We start from the raw sequence: 19,977 nt of genomic DNA on the forward strand, positions 1-19,977 counted from the left end.
GGTGATTTCTTCTGAACGCGATGAAGTGTTCTGGCGTCCTTGGACCTATTACTATCCAATGACTATCGCTTTTACCGTTGTGGATACCAACAACCTGATTGCGCATGATACGGAAGACGCTACGCTGGTTGAATTTATGCTCTACCGCTTTGAAAAAAAAGCATATTGACCACGTCACCCACCGGGCGCACTTGCTCAACTGTGATACCGCTGAAGTGCTGCCTCTAACAGAAGATCGGCAAGCCGATGTAACTCAGTTGCGTACACTTGAGCCTTCAGGCAAGCTCTATAAAGCGGTTTGTCAACGCTGAGTATCGCTGAGACTAAAGTCCGGCTATCGGTGCTGAATGGGCTTTGTTAGATTAGCCTTGAATGCTGGTTAACGCCCAGGGGATGATCTGATGCGAGCAGATCTGTTTATATATCTTTTAGTCGGCGCAACGGTCATATTTTATCTGTTAGTGATGGTATCCGGCCGCAGTGGATCTAAAGGTGACTTTTACACACTTAGCAGCAGTTCGTCACCCTGGCCAGGGGGATGGCTTCGGCGGCTGACTGGTTATGCGCTGCCACCTTTCTGGGGTTTTTTGGTCTACTTTCTGTTAATCCACAGGATGGCCAGATAATACTGACAGGATGGTTGGTTGGATTGGTTGTAATGGGGTTGTGGATAGCGCCTGCACAGTTTCATTCAGGTCGCTTGTGTTTGTCGGGCTATCTGGGAGCAGGTTACAGTTCCCGTTTGCTAGGTCTCCTGGTGTTATTCATCGTAGTAGTAGTCTGCACCTTGCTGCTAGCTTTGCAATTACGCGGGATGAGTTTAATTTTTTCCCGACACTTGCAGCTATCTATACAGGCCGGTGTCATGATTGGTATGTTGCTGTTATTTTTTTATGTTGTACTGGGATCCATGCAAGCCATGACGCAGGTGCAAATGTTGCAATATTGCATCCTTTTCTGTGCATTGATGATTCTGGCAATTTACCTGGTTGGTGAGTTTGATCAGCGTTTTGGTGTAATTTTCAGCAGTAGCTTTTACTCTGGTTCAAACTTTGAGTTTCAACAATCGCTAAATAGCTTAAAACAGCAGTTGGGCTTTACGCTACAAGCCTCTCAGCGGAGTATGGCTGATTTATTGTTATTGCTAGTGTCGTTGATAGCGGGTGTTGCTGTGCTGCCTCACCTGTTACTGCGCTATCAGTCAGTTAAAAAGACAACCGATATTGGTCACAGTGCCGTGTGGATGTTGGTGTTTCTTGGGTTAATTTATTCTTCCATGCCGCTTATGGCTGAAATGGGGGAGTTGCGTCTGATTCAGACTGTCAACGGTGAACAAAATGAAGGTACTGCGTATAGTCGTATGCCTGACTGGTTTTACAGCTGGGAGCAGAGTAAAAGGCTGGCCTGGTACGATCATACTCAGGATGGCAAAGTACAATATGCTGCTGGTCAGCCATTTGTAGGCTTAATACCTGAGTATAGCGATAAAGTCGGTTTGTCTGGGGAGCGTCTCTTGCTTAATCCGGCAGCGGGTGTTTATGAGCCTCTGCAGCAGCGATTTCCCTCTGAGCTGTATGTGGCAGAAGAGTTGCGTCTGTTTTTAATCCCGGAAGTCTCCTCTATGCCTTGTGGGTTATTGGCCTTGTTAGTGTGGGTATCGTTACCGCAATCCTTTCTAGTGCTGTCGTTCTGATGGTTTCAACTGCCCAGTCTGCCGCTGTGCAGTTATTTTCCAGACGCTTGACGCAACGGGTTGAGCTTAAGCTGGCGCGGATGGTGGCCGTGGTTATGTTGCTTATAGCAGGTGCCTTCGCATTAATACTACCCGGCTCGCTGGTTGATTTGATGAATCAGGTGATTGCACTGGTCGCCGCAACCTTGTTTCCGGCTACGCTATTGCTAATCTTAAAACCCGGACTGCATCCCTATGCAGTATTAACTGGCATGCTGACTGGCTTGATCAGTAGTGTGGTGTATGTTTTCTGGTTTAATCAGCATTTAGCTCATACAGGTCAGGTGCCAGCGATTTCACTGGAAGCTTTTGGAGCTTGTGCCATGCTGTTGAACTTTGGTGTTTCGCTGTTAATCGCTGTTTTTTTGCAAGGGGTAGTTTCGCGTATCAAAGAGTGAGCCCCGCACTTTGAATAATAACAACAGGAGTCACTATGTCAGAATCGTTTAATATGGATAATCTGCCCTTTAGTCTGTTGAGTCAGAAAGAACAGGCGGTTCTTAATAACAATCTGGACATTGCCTATTTCCAGAAAGGCGAAACCATTATTGTCGCCGGTGAGGTGCCGGAAGGCGTATTTATTATACTCAAAGGCAAGGTGGGGGAAAGTGACGGTTCTGAACTGGTTAATAATGATGCGGCTGCCAGTGTGTTTGTCCATTATCAGGATGAAGACTATTTTGGTGGTTGGTCAGTCCTGAATGGCAAGGCGATCCATAACTTTATTGCCGTAGAAGAAACAATTTGCCATGTACTGCCAACCCGTACCTTAATGGATTTAATCGCTAGTAATGCACTGTTCGCTGATTATTTTCAACAAAACCTGACAGCCAAGCGAGAGATTGTTGCTCAGCATGGGCAAAATCAGGATATGGCTGAATTTATGCTGGCGCGTATTGAAGACGGTACCATCCGGGAGCCGCTTATTGTGCTTGAGGGAACATCCATCCTTGAAGCTACGCGGATGATGCGTGAGATGAAAGCAGACTGTGTACTCGCCAAGAAAGGTAATCGCTACGGTATGGTTACAGGGACGGATCTGCTTGATGCGGTGATCATTAAGAGCATGCCGTTGGAGTCAGATGTCTCAGAAATAGCCAGCTATCGCCTGATCACAACAGATCCGCAGGATTACTTGTTTAATGCACTGATTATGATGACGCAGCAGCAGATAGAGCGAGTGGTGGTGATGCGTGGTTCTGAGTTGTTCGGTATTGTTGAACTTACTGATGTGCTCAGCCATTTTTCCAGCCATTCACATGTTATTGGTTTGCGCGTTGAGCGTGCACAAACCCTTGATGACCTAAGGGAGGCAGCGCAAGGCTTGACCGATCTGATTAAGGCACTGATTTCAACCGGGGTGAAGATCCGTTTCACTATGGAGCTGCTTGCTGCAATGAATGGCAGAATTATATCCAAGTTGTTTGATCTGGTGATTCCTAACGACATGCGGCCGCATGTTTGTCTGATTGTTATGGGCTCAGAAGGGCGCGGTGAGCAGATAATGAAAACAGATCAGGATAATGGTCTGATCTTCAGGGATGGTCTGGAATGGCCAGAAATGCAGGCCGTGATGCAGAAGTTTAGTGAGACTTTAATCTCATTTGGCTTTCCTCCCTGTCCAGGTAATATTATGGTATCCAATCCAGAATGGGTTAACTCCACCGATGAGTGGGCGGCAAAGCTAAGTCGCTGGAGTCAAAAATTTGACGGTGAATCGGTAATGAAGTTAGCGATTGCCGTCGATGGGAAGCCGCTTGCCGGTAATGCGGCGATGTTTAAGGTGGCAAGGAATGCTTTCCTGCGGAGTATAAAAGATAACGATATCTTTTTTTCGCATTTTGCCAAAGCGGCTTTGAACTTTGATACACCGTTGACCTTTTTTGGTAACCTGAAAGACAAGGGAATGCTGGATATCAAAAAAGGTGGTATTTTCCCGATTGTGCATGGTGTTCGTACTATGGCACTGGAGCAACGTATATTGGAAACCAATACCTTCAAGCGTATTGAAGCTTTGGTGGAAATGCAGCAGTTGCGTAAATCTGTGGGTGAAAATCTGGCAGAGGCCTTGTCGCTGTTTGTTCAGATACGTCTGAAACATCAGATTCAGCGCGTAGAAGAGAGTACAGATGGTGTTGATAAAACACCTAATGCGATAGATCTGCAGCGACTCAATAAGCTGGAACGCGATCTGCTTAGAGATGCGTTAAGAATTGTTAAAGATTTCAAGAAGTACCTAGCTTCGCGTTATCATATAGGCTCATAATAAAATGATTATTCCAAGAACAATTCGGCGCTTTAAAGAGCGTAGAGAGTTTCGGGACAGCCCTATGCCCATCTATTTGAATCCTATAAGGGGGATGAGGTGGTTTCGCTAGATTGTGAAACTACCAGTCTGGATGTCAAAAAAGGCGAAATTCTGTCCATAGGCGCCGTACGTATACGTGGGCGGCGGGTGATTACCAGTGAGCGCCTGGATATTAAGCTTAAACCTCCAGCTTCTTTGACTGGGGATTCTATCAAGATTCACAAAATTCGTGCCAGCGATCTGGTTGATGGTATAGAGCTCGATGATGCGCTGGAGCAGGTGTTGGAGTTTGTTGGCAACCGCCCGATTCTTGGCTACTACGTCAATTATGATATTCGCATGCTGGACAAGTATATCCGGCCAAAATATGGCTTTGGTCTGCCTAACAAAGCCATAGAGCTGTCCCACGTATATCATGACATCATTAAATGGAAGACAGTGGGTGGTGATGTGGATCTGCGTTTCGATACTATTTCCAAAAAACTCGATATTCCGATTATTCAACGTCATACAGCACTTGGCGATGCTATCACGGTTGCGTTGATGTATGTGCGGCTGAAATTTGGCGCTCCTTTGGCTGACTAGTTCAGCCTTTTTATACATGTTCGACCTATCTTTGTTCCTAAATAAGGTTTTGGCCTGCTTTTTGCATTTTAGTATGTATAGTGCCGGGTTTTGTCGTTGATATGACAAAAAATTGTCATATTTTTGCTTGTCGACTTCTTGTTGATGAATGATGGCGCTATAATGTCAAAATAATGCCACTACTCAACGAGGTCTGAACATGATTGAGAGGTCTGATATCAATAGTGTTCTGGCGCAAATGCGTTCCATGCGGTCTGATATGCAGCAGGCTGCGCGCCAGATCGATATGCCAGGCTTGCGACCTGATGCACCTGGAAATGCCGTCAAGGAATCCGAGCGTAGCGGCTTTACGGATTTACTTAAATCGGCTGTGGATCAAGTAAATTCAAATCAAAAAATGTCAAATCAGTTGCGCGAATCGTATGAGCGCGGTGATCCAGGTATTGATCTACCTCAGGTTATGATTCAGGCGCAGAAAGCGTCTATTTCCTTCGATGCCTTGACGCAGGTACGTAATCGTCTGGTTCAGGCCTATGAAGATGTCTCTAAGATGCCTATCTAACTGAGTTGGTATAAATGGAAAATACAGCAGGTTCATTAAATTCAAGAGGCGGTCTCATGGCTGGGTTCAACAGCCTGGGGATTTTGCGTCAGTTGGGTTTAATGATTGGATTGGCAGCAAGCGTTGCCATTGGCTTTGCTGTAGTGCTTTGGTCACAGCAACCTGACTATCGGATGCTTTATGCCAACTTAAGTTTCTCTGATGCCAATGAGGTGATAGAGCAGCTTCGCGTGAATAAAATCCCCTACCGCTTCGATGCGGATGGGCGTGCGATTCTGGTACCGGAATCGCATATACATACTGCCCGGTTGCAACTCGCAGCAGATGGCTTCACCGCGGATAAAACCATAGGTTTTGAGTTGCTCGATCAGGATCACGGTATGGGCAGCAGTCAGTTCATGGAGACAACCCGTTATCGTCGAGGCCTGGAAGGTGAACTGGCTCGTACTATTTCTAATATGATGGCAGTGCGCTCAGCCGCATCCATCTGGCTATCCCCAAAGATACAGTATTTATACGCGATCAGCGCAAGCTCGGGCATCCGTGTTTTTGGAACTCATTTCTGGGCGTCAGTTGGAGCGGGACCAGGTAGCCGCTATTGCCAACCTTGTGGCGTCCAGTATCCCTGAGCTGGATGTTAAAGATGTAACTATAGTTGATCAGCGCGGCCGTTTACTGAACATTCGCGATGCTGACTCTGATGTGGTGTTGGCAGCCCGGCAGTTAGAATATGTGCGTCAAGTGGAAGATACGCTGGTTAACCGGGTGAATAGCATTTTACAGCCAGTTGTCGGGTTGGGTAATTTCCGAGCGGAAGTATCCGCTGATATAGATTTTACTGAAGTGGAGCAAGCCAGTGAGGTCTACAATCCTGATTTGCCAGCTTTGCGAAGTGAGCAGGTTATGGAGGAGCACCGAGAAGTTGGTGATGTGGCTGCCGGTGTCCCGGGTGCGTTAGCTAATCAGCCACCAGGTCCGGTCGCTGTGCCGGAAATTGCCGGAGCCGATGGAGCGATGGCTGGTGCGGGAAGTGCCGGAACCAGTCGAAATCAGGCGACACGTAATTTTGAGCTGGACCGAAGCATCAGTTATACCCGTCAGCAGATGGGGGGCGTCAAACGTTTGTCGGTAGCGGTGGTCGTTGATGATCTGACTAATGTTAATGCAGAGACGGGGGAGTTGAGCAGAACTTCCTGGTCCGAAGAGGATTTGGATCGCTTGCGCCTGTTGGTGCAGAATGCCGTAGGCTTTTCGGCATTGCGAGGTGATAGCGTTAATGTGATTAACTCAGCCTTTGTTCCACCAGAGGAATATGAGGTAGTGGATGTTGCTTTCTGGCAGCAGGTTTGCTCAAGCAACTGGGTGCTGGTGTATTTGTGCTGATTCTTGTGTTGGGAATTCTGCGTCCAGTACTCAAACACCTCTCTACAGCTGGGGGCAGTCGTTCCACTAATGAGTTGGGGCCTGCAGGGCAAATTTCTGCAGAACTGGATTCCTTGGATGGTTCTGGAATTGCGGATGATAAAGTGACTTTTGGTGGTGCTGAGTCTGCCGCCATGGTCACTCCTAATGATAGTTTTGATTATCAGTTGAATGAAATTCGCAGTATGGTGGCAGAAGATCCGGCTCGTGTAGCTCAGGCAATTAAACAGTGGGTGGTAGAGCGTGAGTGACGGGTTGAGCGATATTGAAAAGGCTGCTGTGCTGCTGATCAGTCTGGGCGAAGGTGATGCGGCTGAAATACTCAAGCATCTCGGACCTAAAGAAGTGCAGCAGATCGGCGAAGCTATGTCTCGACTGGATAATGTGCCTCAGTCGCGTGTGGAATCGGTGGTTGCGGACTTTCTGGATGTTGTGAGTGATCAGACCGGTATTGGTATTAATAATGACCGTTATATTCGCGCTATGTTGAATCAGGCATTGGGTGAAGATAAGGCTAAAACACTGATTGACAGAATTTTGTTCAGTACCAATACCTCTGGTCTGGATACGCTGCGTTGGATGGATGCCCGGCAGGTTGCTGAAATTATCCGCTTTGAACACCCGCAAATTCAGGCCGTTATAGTGTCATATCTGGAGCCGGATCAGGCCGCTAGTGTGCTTGGTTTTTTTGATGATAAAGTGCGTTTGGATATTGTTATGCGTGTTGCTGCCCTGGACCAGATTCAGCCGCAAGCTCTGCAGGAACTGAATGATATGCTTGAAAGTCAGTTCAGTGGCCCACGCTCAACTCAGTTGACACGTCTGGGCGGGGTGAAGTCGGCAGCCAATATTATGAACTTTATTGATACGCAGATAGAAGCTGAACTGATGGATGCTATTAAGGAAACTGATGAAGGGTTGGCCAATCAGATCTCTGACCTGATGTTTGTATTTGATAACCTGTTGGATGTTGAGGATCGGGGTATTCAGGTTATTCTGCGTGAAATTCAGACAGATCAGCTGGTAGTGGCCCTCAAGGGAGCAGACTCGCAATTACAGGAAAAAATATTTAAAAATATGTCCAAGCGAGCCGCTGAGTTGTTACGTGATGACCTTGAGGCTAAAGGACCTGTGCGAGTTAGTGAAGTGGAGTCTGCACAGAAAGAGATCCTTAATGTTGCCCGACGACTTGCCGATGAAGGTGAGATAACGTTGGGCAGTTCAGATGATATGATCTGATCCGATGAAAGCCGATAAGCTCTTCCCCGTCAGAATACCGGCTGCCGAAGCGCGACGTCTGAATGCCTGGGCGCTACCTGAAATGGACGGTGGGCCTCAGAGTTCTGCCTTTCAGACAGCTTATCAGGAAGAAACAGTGACGGTGGTTGATGAAGATGTGGCTGCAGAGAAGCTGACCCTGGCGGAGATTGAGCAAATACGTGAAGATGCATTTAAAGAAGGCTTTACGCAGGGACGCGAAGAGGGCTTCGAGCAGGGAAAAGCCGATGGCTATAAGCAAGGCCATGCACAGGGCTTGGAGGCTGGCGAGTCGGAAATCAGTCGACAGCTGGCATTGCTGGATAGTCTGCAGGCATCTTTCCGGCAACCTATTGCCGAACAGGAAAAAGCTCTGGAAAGCTTGTTAAGTAATCTGGTTTTGCGTTTTTCCGAAGCGGTCGTGCATGCCGAACTGCAAGCCACTGAGGTGCATATTGTTGAGGCTGTCAGCGCTGCCCTGAGTGAACTGCCATCGACAACACAAAGCTGCCAGGTCCAGGTAAATCCTGCAGATATGGATGCACTGGAGCGATTGGCTCAACGTGAAGCCTTTACGCTGGTATCTGATGAGAGCATTACTGTGGGTGGTTGTCGTCTGGTTACTGAAAATAGCCGGGTAGATCATACTGTGGAAACCCGCTTACAGCAGATAGCAGAACAATTGTCGGCTGCATTGGGGAAGTATAAACCCACAGCTCCGCAATAACGGAGATTATATGCCACTCTTCCAGCACCAGTCTCACTTACAGGATCCAGCCTTATTTACCCCCGCTTATCCGGAAGTCAGTGGACGTATTACGCGCCTGATTGGACTGACGCTGGAGGCGGTTGGTTTGAAAGTTGCGCTGGGCGATTACTGTAAAATCGAGGTGATTAAAGGGCAGTACTCGGAAGCGGAAGTGGTTGGTTTTTCCGGGGATCGGATCTACTGATGCCATTATTTAGCGTTGAAGGCTTGCAACCGGGCGCCCGGGTGATTCCACAGCGTACGGGGAGTTTAGTGCCAGTAGGATTTGGTTTGTTGGGCCGGGTCATTAATGGTATTGGCCAGCCTATCGATGGCAAGGGTGAGCTTGATGCTGAACGCTATGTGCCTATGCAGGGCGAAACTATTAACCCCTTGTCACGCCACCCCATTGATACCTCCCTGGATGTCGGTATTCGTTCAATTAATGGTTTGTTAACAGTCGGCTGTGGTCAGCGTTTGGGTTTGTTTGCAGGTAGTGGTGTTGGCAAGTCGGTCTTGTTAGGTATGATGACGCGCTATACCTCGGCTGACATCACTGTGGTGGGTTTGATTGGTGAACGAGGCCGCGAAGTCCGTGAATTTATAGATCACAGTCTCGGGCCGGACGGCATGGCACGCTCTGTCGTTGTGGCATCACCTGCGGATGACTCGCCGTTGATGCGCCTGCGAGCGGCAGAGTTGACGACACGTATCGCCGAATATTTTCGTGCTCAGGGTAAGCGCGTGTTGCTGTTGATGGATTCGCTTACCCGCTACGCACAGGCTCAGCGTGAGATTGCGCTGGCTGTAGGTGAGCCACCTGCAACTAAAGGCTATCCGCCCTCGGTTTTCGCACGTTTGCCGCGCCTTGTTGAAAGAGCAGGGAATTCACAGGAGGGTGCGGGTTCTATTACAGCCTTCTATACTGTACTAACGGAAGGTGATGATCAGCAGGATCCGATTGCAGATGCGGCCAGGGCTATTTTAGATGGCATATAGTGCTGTCTCGACGCTTGGCCGAGCAGGGGCACTATCCGGCCATAGATATAGAGGCTTCTATCAGCCGTGTCATGCCTCAGGTTATTCAGCCGGAACACCTCGCTAAGGCACTTGAGTTCAAACGCCTGTTTTCGCGCTATCAGCAAAATGCTGATCTGATAGCTGTGGGGGCCTATGTGCGTGGCAGTGATCCACAAACAGATCGCGCAATAGATATGTTGCCGGTTTTACAGGCCTATTTGCAGCAGGGGATGACGGAATCCTTTGATCTTGAACGCTCTACACAGGAATTAATTATGTCGATGAGTATGCCATCGCCGTCAATGAATACTCCTTCCCAGGGTATGCGTGGCGGTGTGTCAAAGGGTGATCGGCGATGAATAAACCCCGCTCTCAGCGCTTGGGTGTGGTGCTGGATCTTTCCCGGCGTCAGCGGGAAACGGCGGATCGTTATCTTGCGGACAGTCAGCAGCGCCTCCAGCAGGCAGAAGCGCAGTTGATTCAGTTGCAGAATTACATGCTGGAGTATCAGCAGCAGTTTACCCTGGCAGGCCAGCAGGGTATGACAACCAATGCCTTGCAACAACACCAGGCATTTATCGGACGTTTGGAGCACGCGCTGCGGCAGCAGCATGAAACCATCCGGGTTGCACGGCAGCAACTGGAGCAGGTCAAGCAGTATTGGCAGAGTGTTTATGCGCGCTTTAAAGGTATTGAAAAACTTACTGATAAAGCCCGGCTGGATGAACAGTATATGCGTGATAAACGTGAACAGCAGGAAACGGACGAGCGTTCTCAGCGAAACAGGTCCTTCGGTATTTAAACTGCTTTGGCGCATTTTTTGCAGTAACTAAACTGGATAACGACTTTCAGGAGCTGCACATGTCATCCCCAACTTCTGCCATGCAATTACTGGGCGGTTTACTTTCTCCCTCTCCCAGCGCCAATACAGCTATGCCGATGCAGTCAGGAGCAGCGCTTGTGGCGGCACCCTCTGGCGACCCGGGTGGCTTTTATACCTTGTGGATGGGCATGTCTGCTCAAGGGCAATTGATGCCATTGGCTGATGAAGCGGCACGGCAAAAGCTGGTCATGGAGGGCGTTGATAACGGCATTAAATTGCCGCCTGAGACGGCTGAGCAGCTATTGCAAAACCTGGATCAATTACTTCAGCAAGTGGGTGATGATGACACTGATTTGATTGAGTCGGCAGTGGAATTGTTACGATTGGGGTTGCAGCAGGCAGAGCCTGATAAGGAAATCGTCCTTGATGAGTCAGGTACCCTAGCGGATGCCGATGTGAGTGATGCCGACCTGCTGGAGTATTTAAAAGCACTGCTCGAATCTCCAACTGATGTATCCGAAGCAGGCCCTTCTACTTCGCGTGATGACCCTTTGCCGCTGAGTCAAGAAGCAAAACATACACTGATCAGCTACCTGGAGCAAAAGCTCGCTGCACCAGAAACTCAAAATCCTGTATCTGCACAGCCTTCTTTGCCTGAAGCTTTATCAACTGAAGAGATGGCAGAGGCTGAACGGATGGTTCGGCAACTATGGGCTGAGCTTGAGACAGCTCGTCGGGCACGAACCGCGTTACAGGCTGAAACAGGGGCTGCTGAAGATAGGGCAAAAGCATCTGATGGCGTATTTGCGACCCTGGCGTCTGATCAGGCGCAAGCAGCCGCTATGGCGTCAGCGGGACGTCAAGCTGACTCCTCCCGTTTGGCAGAGGGGGAGTACCTGCAGAGGAACAGGCCGAAGCGCGTGCTGGAGTTAGTAAAGACGCTGCAAATGCACAGACGCCTGATCAGCCGGTTAGTATGCTCAATCAGACAGTGCAGCAGTTAGCGGCTGAGCGTCAGGCGGCTGATGTCGGGGAAAAAGTTGACCGCGTGGCCTTGCCGCCCGAGCGCCCAGGGGGCAGCGTGAAACAGATAAAGACCGTGACAAGCGTGTTGAATTGGCTACTGGGGTTGTGCGTGAGCCTTTATGCCAAATCGTCCGGTTACTGAAATATCAGCGGGAGAGCGTGTTTCAGCTATTTCGGATGCAGCGATGACGGAGGGGCGCTCAACATCAATTGAGCAAGCCTTGAGTGACAGATTGCGGGCCGTTGTAACTGATGAGCGTAGTTCTACCGCTACCGCACGTACTGAGAATAACCCTGCCCAGTCTGCTGAAGCGCTGCGTATGGCTATACCTGCGCAGCAGCAAGTTCAGGCTCCAATGCCTCAGGCGCAAAATGCACAGGATGCCTTGATGCAGAAAATGCTGAATCCAGCCTGGAGTAAAGCTTTGGGAGAACGTGCGGTGATGATGGCGCAACAGGGACCGCGTGTTGCTGAGGTAAGATTGGACCCGCCGGAATTAGGCTCTTTACGTATCCGTGTGCAAATACATGGTTCAGATCAAGTGTCTTTATCTTTCAGTGCCCCTAATGCGGCTGTACGAGAGGTGCTTGAACAAAGTATGCCGCGCTTGCGTGAGATGTTTGCCGAGCAGGGATTAAATTTATCTGATGCTTCCGTAGAGGATCAATCGACTCAGGAAAGAGCAGATAAAGAAAAACGTGATACCGCAGGCAATAGTTTTGCTGGGGGTATGGGCGATGATTTAGGTGATGCGCCAGTTTCGCGTGCTGGTGCGCGTAAAATAGGGCTTATTGATTATTATGCCTGAAGCTGTTCCCCTGTTATAAACACACTGTGGTATATTAGCAGCAGTAATTTGTAGCCAAATAACAGGGGGAGTCAATGGCTGACGAAGACGCTCAGGGCGAAACGACAGTCGAGCCGAAAAGTGGCAAGAAAAAACTGATTATAATCATTGCTGCCGCTATATTTCTGGTCTTGATAGCAGGGGGTGCCGCCTTTTTTTTTACTTTCAGGTAACGAAGAAGAAGCCGATATGGCAACTGAAAACGTACAGCCTGAGGCGATTTATATCAAAATACGTACGTTGGAAGGGCGGCCGATGTTCGTGGCCTCGCTGGAAAACCCAGATGGCAATCGCCATTTTATGCAAATCTATGCCGAAGCGAAAACACGTGATCCAGCTGTTGAGCAGGTGTTAAACCAGCATATGCCATTGGTTGTCGCACGGTTAAATACGTTGTTTACCACAGCCGACTCAAAAGCACTGCGTAGCGTAGAGGGTATACGCGCTTTGCAGGATGAAGCCACCGCTCTGGTTAATCGCCTGATTGAAGATCGGGGTGGCTCTGCAGGTGTTGAAGTCGTGCTGTTTACCAATTTTGTAATGCAGTGATGGAGCTGTAACCATGTCGGTCAAAGACCTACTTTCGCAGGATGAGATCGATGCCCTGTTACATGGCGTTGACGATGGCGATGTGGATACCTCCGATGAGGCCGAAGATGATGACGGCAGTGGTGTCCGCCCATACGATCTGGCGAGCCAGGAGCGTATTGTGCGTGGGCGGATGCCTACGCTGGAAATGGTTAATGAGCGTTTTGCGCGTCTGGCCAGGGTGACCTTGTTCAATCTCCTCAGGCGTTCAGCCGATGTCACCGTAGGTGGCGTGCAGGTAATGAAGTACGGTGATTATATCCATACACTTTATGTACCTACCAGCATGTCACTCATGAAGGTTCACCCCTGGCGTGGTACGGGATTATTTATTATTGATGCCAAGCTGGTGTTTAAGCTGGTCGATCAATATTTTGGTGGTGATGGGCGGCATGCAAAAATCGAGGCCGTGATTTTACCCCAACAGAAACACGGCTGGTTCATAAAACAGTGACTCAATTGTTGCATGATCTGCGTGAAGCCTGGCTACCCGTTGCTGAAGTTGCTTTTGAGCAGATATCTCATGAGCTAAACCCGGCTATGGCAAATGTAGTCGGTCCGAGTGAAGTGGTCATCGTCAATACCTTCCAGGTTGATCTTGAAGGTGGAAATGGTGATTTTCACGTCACGCTGCCTTACTCCATGGTAGAGCCAATTCGTGATCAACTGATGTCATCCTATCAGAGTAGTGAACATGAAACCGATGAGCGTTGGTTGAACTCCCTGCGGAAGGATATTGTTTGTGCACGTCTCAATCTGGATTTGTTGGTAGCTGAGCGGGAGATGACACTAAGAGATGTGGTGGCGATGGAACAAGGTGATGTAATTCCTCTGGATATACCTGACCACCTCACACTGAGTGCCAATGGTTTGCCTATGTACACCTGCCAACTGGGGGCGTCACGTGGTAATCTTGCAGTAAAAATAGTCGAAACAATCCAGCATGATAATGACTGATGTGTAAGTCCGGAGATAGAGTGCGTGAGTGAAGACGATACCAATGTAGACCAGCAAGCTCTGGCAGATGAGTGGGCGGCCGCTATGGAAGAGCAGGTAGGTGGCGATGATGCCGCAGACCCGAAAGGTGAGGCGGACCAGGCCGCTGTAAAAGCGGTTGAACTGTCTGAGCTGGAAGATGAGTCCTCGCCAGTTAATGATGCCAAGCTGGACGTTATTCTCGACATACCGGTAAAACTAACGGTTGAAGTTGGCGGGACAGAAATTGCTATCCGCAACCTGCTGCAGTTGAATCAGGCTCAGTCCTTGAGCTTAGCCGTGTTGCTGGCGAACCACTGGATGTGAAGGTCAATGGTACCTTGATTGCGCATGGAGAGGTGGTGGTTGTAAATGACCATTATGGCATCAGGCTTACTGATGTTATCAGTCCACAGGAACGCATCTGGCGTCTTAAATAGCTATGTTCCGTTTAGCGCTGTGCCTGTTGCTTTTTAGTCCGCTAGTCTGGAGTGAGGCTGAACGTCAGTCTGCCCCTTCTCTTGCCTATTCCGGTGGTGACCCCATGAGTCTTGCATCGATCCTGCAACTATTGCTTGGGCTCGGCCTGGTTTTGGTACTATCTTTCTGATTGCCTGGCTGTTGCGTAAGGTAACACTGCTGCCGGGACAGCACAGGAAGCTTCGGGTTGTGGCGGCTATGTCTTTAGGTAATCGTGAGCGTGCCGTGTTGGTACAGGTCGGTGAGCAGCAACTGCTACTGGGTGTCGCTCAGGGGCAGGTAAGCTTGTTAAAGAGCTTTGATCAGCCGGTAATAGAGTTGGAGAGTGGTACAGATTCCGCATTTTCCAAAAAGCTAAGTCAATATATACAGAAGCGGAGCAAATAATGGCGCGCTACCTTTGGTTGCTGGCTCTGCTGCTGTGTTTTTTACCTTCTTTGTCCCATGCTGATCAGGGAATATCGGCAATCACTTTGAGTGTTGACGAGGATGGTAATACCGAGTATTCGGTAACACTGCAAATTCTTGCGTTGATGACATTGCTGACATTCCTGCCAGCAATGCTGATGATGATGACCTCGTTTACCCGTATCATTATTGTATTTGCTATTTTAAGGCAGGCGCTGGGCTTGCAGCAGACACCTTCCAATCAGGTGATGGTTGGATTAGCACTCTTTTTGACCTTCTTCATTATGGCCCCGGTATTTGATCGTATTAATGAAGCGGCTGTGCAGCCCTATCTGGCTGAAGAGCTGACGAGTATGGAGGCACTGGAAGCAGCTTCGAGGCCATTTCATCAGTTTATGATGGGCAACACCCGGGAGAGCGACCTGGATATGTTTATGCGTATTTCTGATACGCCACGTGTTGAAAGTCCTGAAGATGTGCCGTTACGTATACTTATACCCGCGTTTGTGATCAGTGAGTTAAAAACGGCTTTTCAAATAGGTTTTATGCTGTTTATCCCTTTTCTGGTAATTGACCTGGTAGTGGCCAGTGTATTAATGGCGATGGGTATGATGATGTTGTCACCTGTCATAGTGTCTTTACCCTTTAAAATCATGCTGTTTGTGCTGGCAGATGGCTGGGCTATGGTGGTGGGCACGCTGGCGGCAAGCTTTGGCATCTAGCGGAGGATCAGTCTGTGTTGATTGAAACCGTACTGGATCTTTATGGCAGTGCTTTTTGGTTGATTATCAAGTTTGTTGCTATTATTGTTGGGCCTGCCCTGGTTGTGGGTTTGATTATCTCGGTGTTTCAGGCCGCAACACAGATCAACGAACAAACTCTCAGCTTCCTCCCACGTCTGATCGTCAGCTTGCTGGCATTAATGTACTTTGGTCCCTGGATAGTCACACAGATTCTGGATCTGTTTAACTATCTGTTTATGAATATCCCGATTCTAATAGGCTAATACAGTGTTTGTATCTCTGGCTGATCTGGAGTATTGGGTAGCAGGCGTGCTTTTCCCGCTATTTCGCATCGGCTCATTTTTTATGTCAATGCCGATCATTGGTACACAAATGGTACCAGTGCGGGTGCGTTTGGGTTTGGCGCTGGCGGTTACCTTCCTGCTGGTGCCAATCCTGCCAGAGATGCCTTCATACGATCCTTTATCACTCGAGACCTGGGTGGTTATACTGCATCAGATTCTCATCGGCACAATAATGGGGTTTGCGCTGCAATTTTTGTTTCAGAGCTTTATTGCAGGTGCGCAGATGATTGCGATGCAATCAGGGTTGGGTTTTGCTTCTATGACCGACCCCAGTACGGGTGTGCAAATAGTTGTTGTGGCACAGATCTACTCCATGATGGCTATTCTGCTATTTCTGGCTATGAATGGTCATCTGGTGATGATGGAAATTATGGCGCAGAGTTTTTATGCCTTGCCGGTTGGAATGGGCGGTTTTGATGGTGAGGTGTTTATGCGGGTAGTATTGTCCCTCAGTTGGATGTTTGCTGCGGCATTGTTGATGGCATTGCCTGCGATTACGGCCTTGTTGATTATTAACCTGGCATTTGGTGTGATGACTAAGGCGGCGCCACAGTTAAATGTATTTGCCATTGGCTTCCCCTTTACCATGTTGATGGGCTTGATTATGCATTGGATTTATCTGCCAATTTTTTATGATCACTACATACGCACAACGCATTATATGCTGGATTTTGTGCATAGCTTGTTGCCTCCACTGAGCGGGTGATCTATGGCTGAAGATACTGGTCAGGAAAAGTCACAGGAGCCTACGCAAAAGCGCATTCAGGATGCGCGAAAGAAAGGCGATATCGCACGCTCGAAAGAGTTGAGTACCCTGGCTTTGCTGATGGCATCTGCTGCATCGGCGTTGTTGTTTGGGCCGGGCGTCGCATCGGCGATGCTGGGTGTGTTCAAATTCAATTTTTCTCTTCGTGGTGAGGCTATTGCTGATCCTGCCTATATGGCACAACACCTTTATATTTCCCTGTTTGATGCTTTTTTCAGTTTATGGGGCTTCTTTCTGCTGGTTTTATTGGCAACCATTTTTTCAGCAGCCGCGCTGGGTGGCTGGAATTTTAGCGGCGAAGCCTTGCAGCCAAAGGGGAGTCGGCTAGACCCGATTGCTGGCTTCAAACGCATGTTCTCGATAACGTCGCTGGTTGAGTTGTTTAAGGCTGTGGGTAAAGTGGTGATAGTGGGCGCTATCGCAATTCTTGCTATTTATTTGTTACGCCCCGAGTTGATCGGTCTGACGGCAGAAGCCGTTAATCCGGCTATGGCACATGCCGTTACTATATTGGCCTGGGCTTTTCTGGTAATCAGTGCCGCAATGATCTCTATTGTGCTGATTGATGTCCCTTATCAGCTCTACGATTATAATAAAAAACTAAAAATGACCATGCAGGAAATCAAGGATGAGATGAAGAGCACCGAAGGTAAGCCAGAGGTGAAAAGTAAGATTCGTCAGCTGCAGTATGAAATGTCGCAGCGTAAGATGATGAAAGAAGTGCCAACTGCCGACGTGGTTATTACCAACCCGACCCATTATGCCGTTGCGATACGTTATGATCAGAGTCAGAGTGATGCACCGATTGTTGTTGCCAAAGGTGTCGATTTTATGGCGCTAAAGATCCGAGAAGTGGCGCAGGAGTATGATGTTGCCGTGCTTGAGGCACCTTCGCTGGCTCGTGCATTGTACTATGCGGCTGAAATTGATGAAGAAGTTCCTTCCGGGCTGTATACGGCAGTAGCCCAGGTATTGGCGTACGTATTCCAGCTTAGAGACACCGGAAAATCCGGGCCTGCAAATCCTCCTCCCAAAGACCATCAGCTGGATATTCCAGATGATCTGCGCCGTGATGAATAGCTGGCGTATTTTTTGCATTAAATACAAAAGACTATAAATATGTCATTAAGTTGACGCATTCTGTACAATGCGTGCAGGTCTATTGATGGTGTAATCGGTAGTTAGTTTGTTTTGACATTTATTTGACGGTAGGTGACGTGGATAGAGCAGCCATTCTGCAGAATGCTAGAAGTATCAGTCAGGGGAACTTGGGTATTCCGTTGCTGTTACTTGTGGTATTGGCGATGGTTACCCTGCCAATGCCAACGTTTTTGTTGGATGTATTTTTTACCTTCAATATTGCGCTTTCAATCGTTGTTCTGCTGGTTTGTATCTATGCCTTACGTCCATTAGATTTTGCTGTTTTCCCTACCATCTTGCTTGCGGCTACTCTGCTTAGGCTCGCCTTAAATGTGGCATCAACCCGTGTTGTGCTCTTAAATGGTCATGAAGGGGGGCTGCAGCAGGCAAGGTAATACAGGCCTTTGGTGAGGTCGTTGTTGGCGGTAATTACGTTGTTGGTATCGTGGTCTTTATGATTCTGGTTATTATCAACTTTGTTGTTGTGACCAAGGGTGCCGGGCGTATTTCTGAGGTGAGTGCACGGTTTACTCTGGACGCTATGCCAGGTAAACAAATGGCGATTGATGCTGATGTGAATGCGGGATTGATCTCCCAGGATGATGCCCGATTACGTCACAGGAGGTCACACAGGAGGCTGACTTTTATGGCTCGATGGATGGTGCATCAAAGTTTGTTCGTGGTGATGCAGTTGCCGGCATATTGATTCTGATCATTAACCTGCTAGGCGGACTGGGAATCGGGATGATACAGCATGGCCTGGATTTTAGTACGGCGATGCGTAATTATTCATTGCTAACGATTGGTGATGGCCTGGTGGCGCAGCTTCCTTCGTTGTTGCTGTCAACGGCGGCAGCTGTCATGGTGACCCGCGCGAACTCTTCTGAGGCTATGGGGACTCAGTCTTTAGCCAGATGTTTGGCTCTCCTCGGGCGCTTTTTGTTGCCGCCGGCGTTATTTTCCTGATGGGTATTGTACCCGGCATGCCGCATTTTGCATTTGTATCACTTGCTGCGGCAGCTGGTGTAACTGGTTGGTTAATTGTCCGACGTCAACAGCAATTGGCATCTGAATTGTCTGTGACTGATGTTGATACTGCGGAACCAGAGCAGGCTGATGAACGCAGAGATCTTGACTGGGATGATGTAATGCCGGTTGATATGGTTGGGCTCGAAGTGGCTATCGCCTGATACCCATGGTTGACAAAATGCAAGGAGGGCAGTTGTTGAGCCGGATTAAAGGGGTGCGTAAAAAGCTCTCTCAGGATCTTGGCTTTCTTGTGCCATCGGTGCATATTCGTGACAATCTGGATTTGATGCCTGGCGCATACAGAATCACTCTGATGGGGGTGATTAGTGGTGAAGGTGATGTTTATCCAGATCGTGAGTTGGCCATTAATCCGGGGCAGGTGTTTGGAACCCTGAAAGGAGTCTCGGTTAAAGATCCGGCATTTGGTCTGGACGCGGTGTGGATAGAAAAAGGTCAAAAGGAGCATGCTCAAACTCTGGGTTATACTGTAGTGGATGCCAGTACAGTAGTCGCAACGCACTTGAATCAGATTTTGCAGAGTAATGCACATGCGCTTCTGGGTCATGAAGAGGTCCAGCAGTTATTGGATATGCTGACCAAGTCTTCACCGAAATTAGTTGAAGAGTTGATACCCAAGAAACTGTCAATCAGTGTACTGTTGAAAGTATTACAGAACCTGTTGATGGAGCAGGTTTCTCTGAAAGATTTTCGTTCTGTCGCAGAAGCCTTGGCTGAAGCTGTGGACCGTACACAGGATCCACTTTCGCTGACGGCGGCTGTGCGGATCGCCTTGTCAAGGTTGATCGTGCAGAGTGTTAATGGCTCTGATCCGGAGTTGCCGGTGATTACGCTGGACCCATCGCTGGAGCAGATGTTGCTGGGTTCGATGCAGCAGGGCGGTCCGAGTGATGAAACACTGGTATTGGAGCCAGGTATGGCTGAACGTCTGCAGACCTCTCTGGGTCAGGCGGCCCAGCAACAGGAAATGATGGGTAAGCCATCAGTGTTACTGGTAGCGGCTCCGATTCGGCCACTGATGGCCCGGTTTGTGCGCTATGGCGAGCATCAGGTGCATGTGCTGTCGTATCAGGAGATACCGGAAAATAAGCGAGTAACGATCGTGGCGACAGTCGGGGGTGGCAATGCCTAAAGGTATGCAGGCTTTTAGCAGCT

The 19,977-nt window shown here is 48.8% G+C and carries 21 protein-coding genes and 4 pseudogenes; all 25 read left to right on the top strand.

Annotated elements, in window-relative coordinates; genetic code table 11:
* The first annotated feature begins 526 nt into the window (after window positions 1-526).
* The gene (locus LH51_RS12460) at window positions 527-1,693 is read left to right on the top strand and encodes a sodium:solute symporter family transporter (RefSeq protein WP_268746570.1); all 1,167 of its coding nucleotides are present in this window, start codon (window positions 527-529) and stop codon (window positions 1,691-1,693) included.
* Window positions 1,693-2,130, top strand: a complete 438-nt coding sequence (locus LH51_RS12465) for a hypothetical protein (RefSeq protein WP_036522566.1) — start codon at window positions 1,693-1,695, stop codon at window positions 2,128-2,130. Before LH51_RS12460 ends, LH51_RS12465 begins: the two co-directional genes overlap by 1 nt.
* Window positions 2,131-2,165: 35 nt before the next feature.
* On the top strand, window positions 2,166-3,998 hold the full coding sequence (locus tag LH51_RS12470) for a putative nucleotidyltransferase substrate binding domain-containing protein (RefSeq protein ID WP_036522568.1): 1,833 nt from the start codon (window positions 2,166-2,168) through the stop codon (window positions 3,996-3,998).
* 99 nt (window positions 3,999-4,097) lie between these two features.
* Window positions 4,098-4,625 (top strand): 3'-5' exonuclease, encoded by a 528-nt coding sequence (locus LH51_RS12475; protein WP_081960803.1) that lies wholly within the window; start codon window positions 4,098-4,100, stop codon window positions 4,623-4,625.
* 199 nt (window positions 4,626-4,824) lie between these two features.
* Window positions 4,825-5,187, top strand: a complete 363-nt coding sequence (fliE, locus tag LH51_RS12480) for a flagellar hook-basal body complex protein FliE (protein WP_036522570.1) — start codon at window positions 4,825-4,827, stop codon at window positions 5,185-5,187.
* A 56-nt stretch (window positions 5,188-5,243) separates the two neighbouring features.
* Window positions 5,244-5,816: a hypothetical protein gene (locus LH51_RS24325; protein ID WP_327124943.1), complete on the top strand. Its 573-nt coding sequence runs from the start codon at window positions 5,244-5,246 to the stop codon at window positions 5,814-5,816.
* Window positions 5,737-6,570, top strand: coding sequence for a flagellar basal-body MS-ring/collar protein FliF (gene fliF, locus LH51_RS24330; protein ID WP_327124944.1), 834 nt, complete (start codon window positions 5,737-5,739; stop codon window positions 6,568-6,570). Before LH51_RS24325 ends, fliF begins: the two co-directional genes overlap by 80 nt.
* Window positions 6,564-6,860: a hypothetical protein gene (locus tag LH51_RS24335; RefSeq protein WP_327124945.1), complete on the top strand. Its 297-nt coding sequence runs from the start codon at window positions 6,564-6,566 to the stop codon at window positions 6,858-6,860. Before fliF ends, LH51_RS24335 begins: the two co-directional genes overlap by 7 nt.
* Window positions 6,853-7,848, top strand: a complete 996-nt coding sequence (fliG, locus tag LH51_RS12490) for a flagellar motor switch protein FliG (RefSeq protein ID WP_036522572.1) — start codon at window positions 6,853-6,855, stop codon at window positions 7,846-7,848. Before LH51_RS24335 ends, fliG begins: the two co-directional genes overlap by 8 nt.
* 4 nt (window positions 7,849-7,852) lie before the next feature.
* Complete coding sequence (locus LH51_RS12495; protein ID WP_036522573.1) at window positions 7,853-8,593, top strand: flagellar assembly protein FliH; 741 nt, start codon at window positions 7,853-7,855, stop codon at window positions 8,591-8,593.
* A gap of 10 nt (window positions 8,594-8,603) precedes the next feature.
* Window positions 8,604-9,993 (top strand): annotated as a pseudogene (fliI, locus tag LH51_RS12500) (flagellar protein export ATPase FliI).
* Window positions 9,990-10,436, top strand: coding sequence for a flagellar export protein FliJ (gene fliJ, locus LH51_RS12505; protein ID WP_036522575.1), 447 nt, complete (start codon window positions 9,990-9,992; stop codon window positions 10,434-10,436). Before fliI ends, fliJ begins: the two are co-directional and overlap by 4 nt.
* A 59-nt stretch (window positions 10,437-10,495) precedes the next feature.
* A complete protein-coding gene (locus LH51_RS12510) occupies window positions 10,496-11,461 on the top strand; it encodes a hypothetical protein (protein ID WP_036522577.1) in 966 nt (321 codons plus the stop codon).
* Window positions 11,434-11,625, top strand: coding sequence for a hypothetical protein (locus LH51_RS12515; protein ID WP_036522579.1), 192 nt, complete (start codon window positions 11,434-11,436; stop codon window positions 11,623-11,625). The genes LH51_RS12510 and LH51_RS12515 overlap by 28 nt, the downstream gene beginning before the upstream one ends.
* Complete coding sequence (locus tag LH51_RS12520; RefSeq protein ID WP_036522581.1) at window positions 11,603-12,292, top strand: flagellar hook-length control protein FliK; 690 nt, start codon at window positions 11,603-11,605, stop codon at window positions 12,290-12,292. Before LH51_RS12515 ends, LH51_RS12520 begins: the two co-directional genes overlap by 23 nt.
* 183 nt (window positions 12,293-12,475) lie before the next feature.
* Window positions 12,476-12,880, top strand: a complete 405-nt coding sequence (locus LH51_RS12525; RefSeq protein ID WP_200881996.1) for a flagellar basal body-associated FliL family protein — start codon at window positions 12,476-12,478, stop codon at window positions 12,878-12,880.
* Window positions 12,881-13,067: 187 nt separating this feature from the next.
* Window positions 13,068-13,528: pseudogene (locus LH51_RS24810) on the top strand (flagellar motor switch protein FliM); the annotation flags it as partial.
* 174 nt (window positions 13,529-13,702) lie between these two features.
* Window positions 13,703-13,876, top strand: coding sequence for a FliM/FliN family flagellar motor switch protein (locus LH51_RS24815; RefSeq protein ID WP_442934837.1), 174 nt, complete (start codon window positions 13,703-13,705; stop codon window positions 13,874-13,876).
* Window positions 13,877-13,960: 84 nt separating this feature from the next.
* Window positions 13,961-14,334 (top strand): annotated as a pseudogene (fliN, locus tag LH51_RS12535) (flagellar motor switch protein FliN).
* A gap of 166 nt (window positions 14,335-14,500) precedes the next feature.
* Window positions 14,501-14,761, top strand: coding sequence for a flagellar biosynthetic protein FliO (fliO, locus tag LH51_RS20100; RefSeq protein WP_268746571.1), 261 nt, complete (start codon window positions 14,501-14,503; stop codon window positions 14,759-14,761).
* Window positions 14,761-15,504: a flagellar type III secretion system pore protein FliP gene (fliP, locus tag LH51_RS12545; RefSeq protein WP_036522583.1), complete on the top strand. Its 744-nt coding sequence runs from the start codon at window positions 14,761-14,763 to the stop codon at window positions 15,502-15,504. Before fliO ends, fliP begins: the two co-directional genes overlap by 1 nt.
* Window positions 15,505-15,518: 14 nt before the next feature.
* The gene (gene fliQ / locus LH51_RS12550) at window positions 15,519-15,788 is read left to right on the top strand and encodes a flagellar biosynthesis protein FliQ (protein WP_036522585.1); all 270 of its coding nucleotides are present in this window, start codon (window positions 15,519-15,521) and stop codon (window positions 15,786-15,788) included.
* A gap of 4 nt (window positions 15,789-15,792) precedes the next feature.
* The gene (gene fliR, locus LH51_RS12555; RefSeq protein ID WP_036522586.1) at window positions 15,793-16,575 is read left to right on the top strand and encodes a flagellar biosynthetic protein FliR; all 783 of its coding nucleotides are present in this window, start codon (window positions 15,793-15,795) and stop codon (window positions 16,573-16,575) included.
* A 3-nt stretch (window positions 16,576-16,578) separates the two neighbouring features.
* Window positions 16,579-17,715, top strand: coding sequence for a flagellar biosynthesis protein FlhB (flhB, locus tag LH51_RS12560; protein WP_036522588.1), 1,137 nt, complete (start codon window positions 16,579-16,581; stop codon window positions 17,713-17,715).
* A gap of 137 nt (window positions 17,716-17,852) precedes the next feature.
* Window positions 17,853-19,954 (top strand): annotated as a pseudogene (gene flhA, locus LH51_RS12565) (flagellar biosynthesis protein FlhA).
* Window positions 19,955-19,977: the final 23 nt, after the last annotated feature.

It is taken from the genome of Nitrincola sp. A-D6 (assembly GCF_000764495.1).
In the GTDB taxonomy this organism is placed as follows: domain Bacteria; phylum Pseudomonadota; class Gammaproteobacteria; order Pseudomonadales; family Balneatricaceae; genus Nitrincola.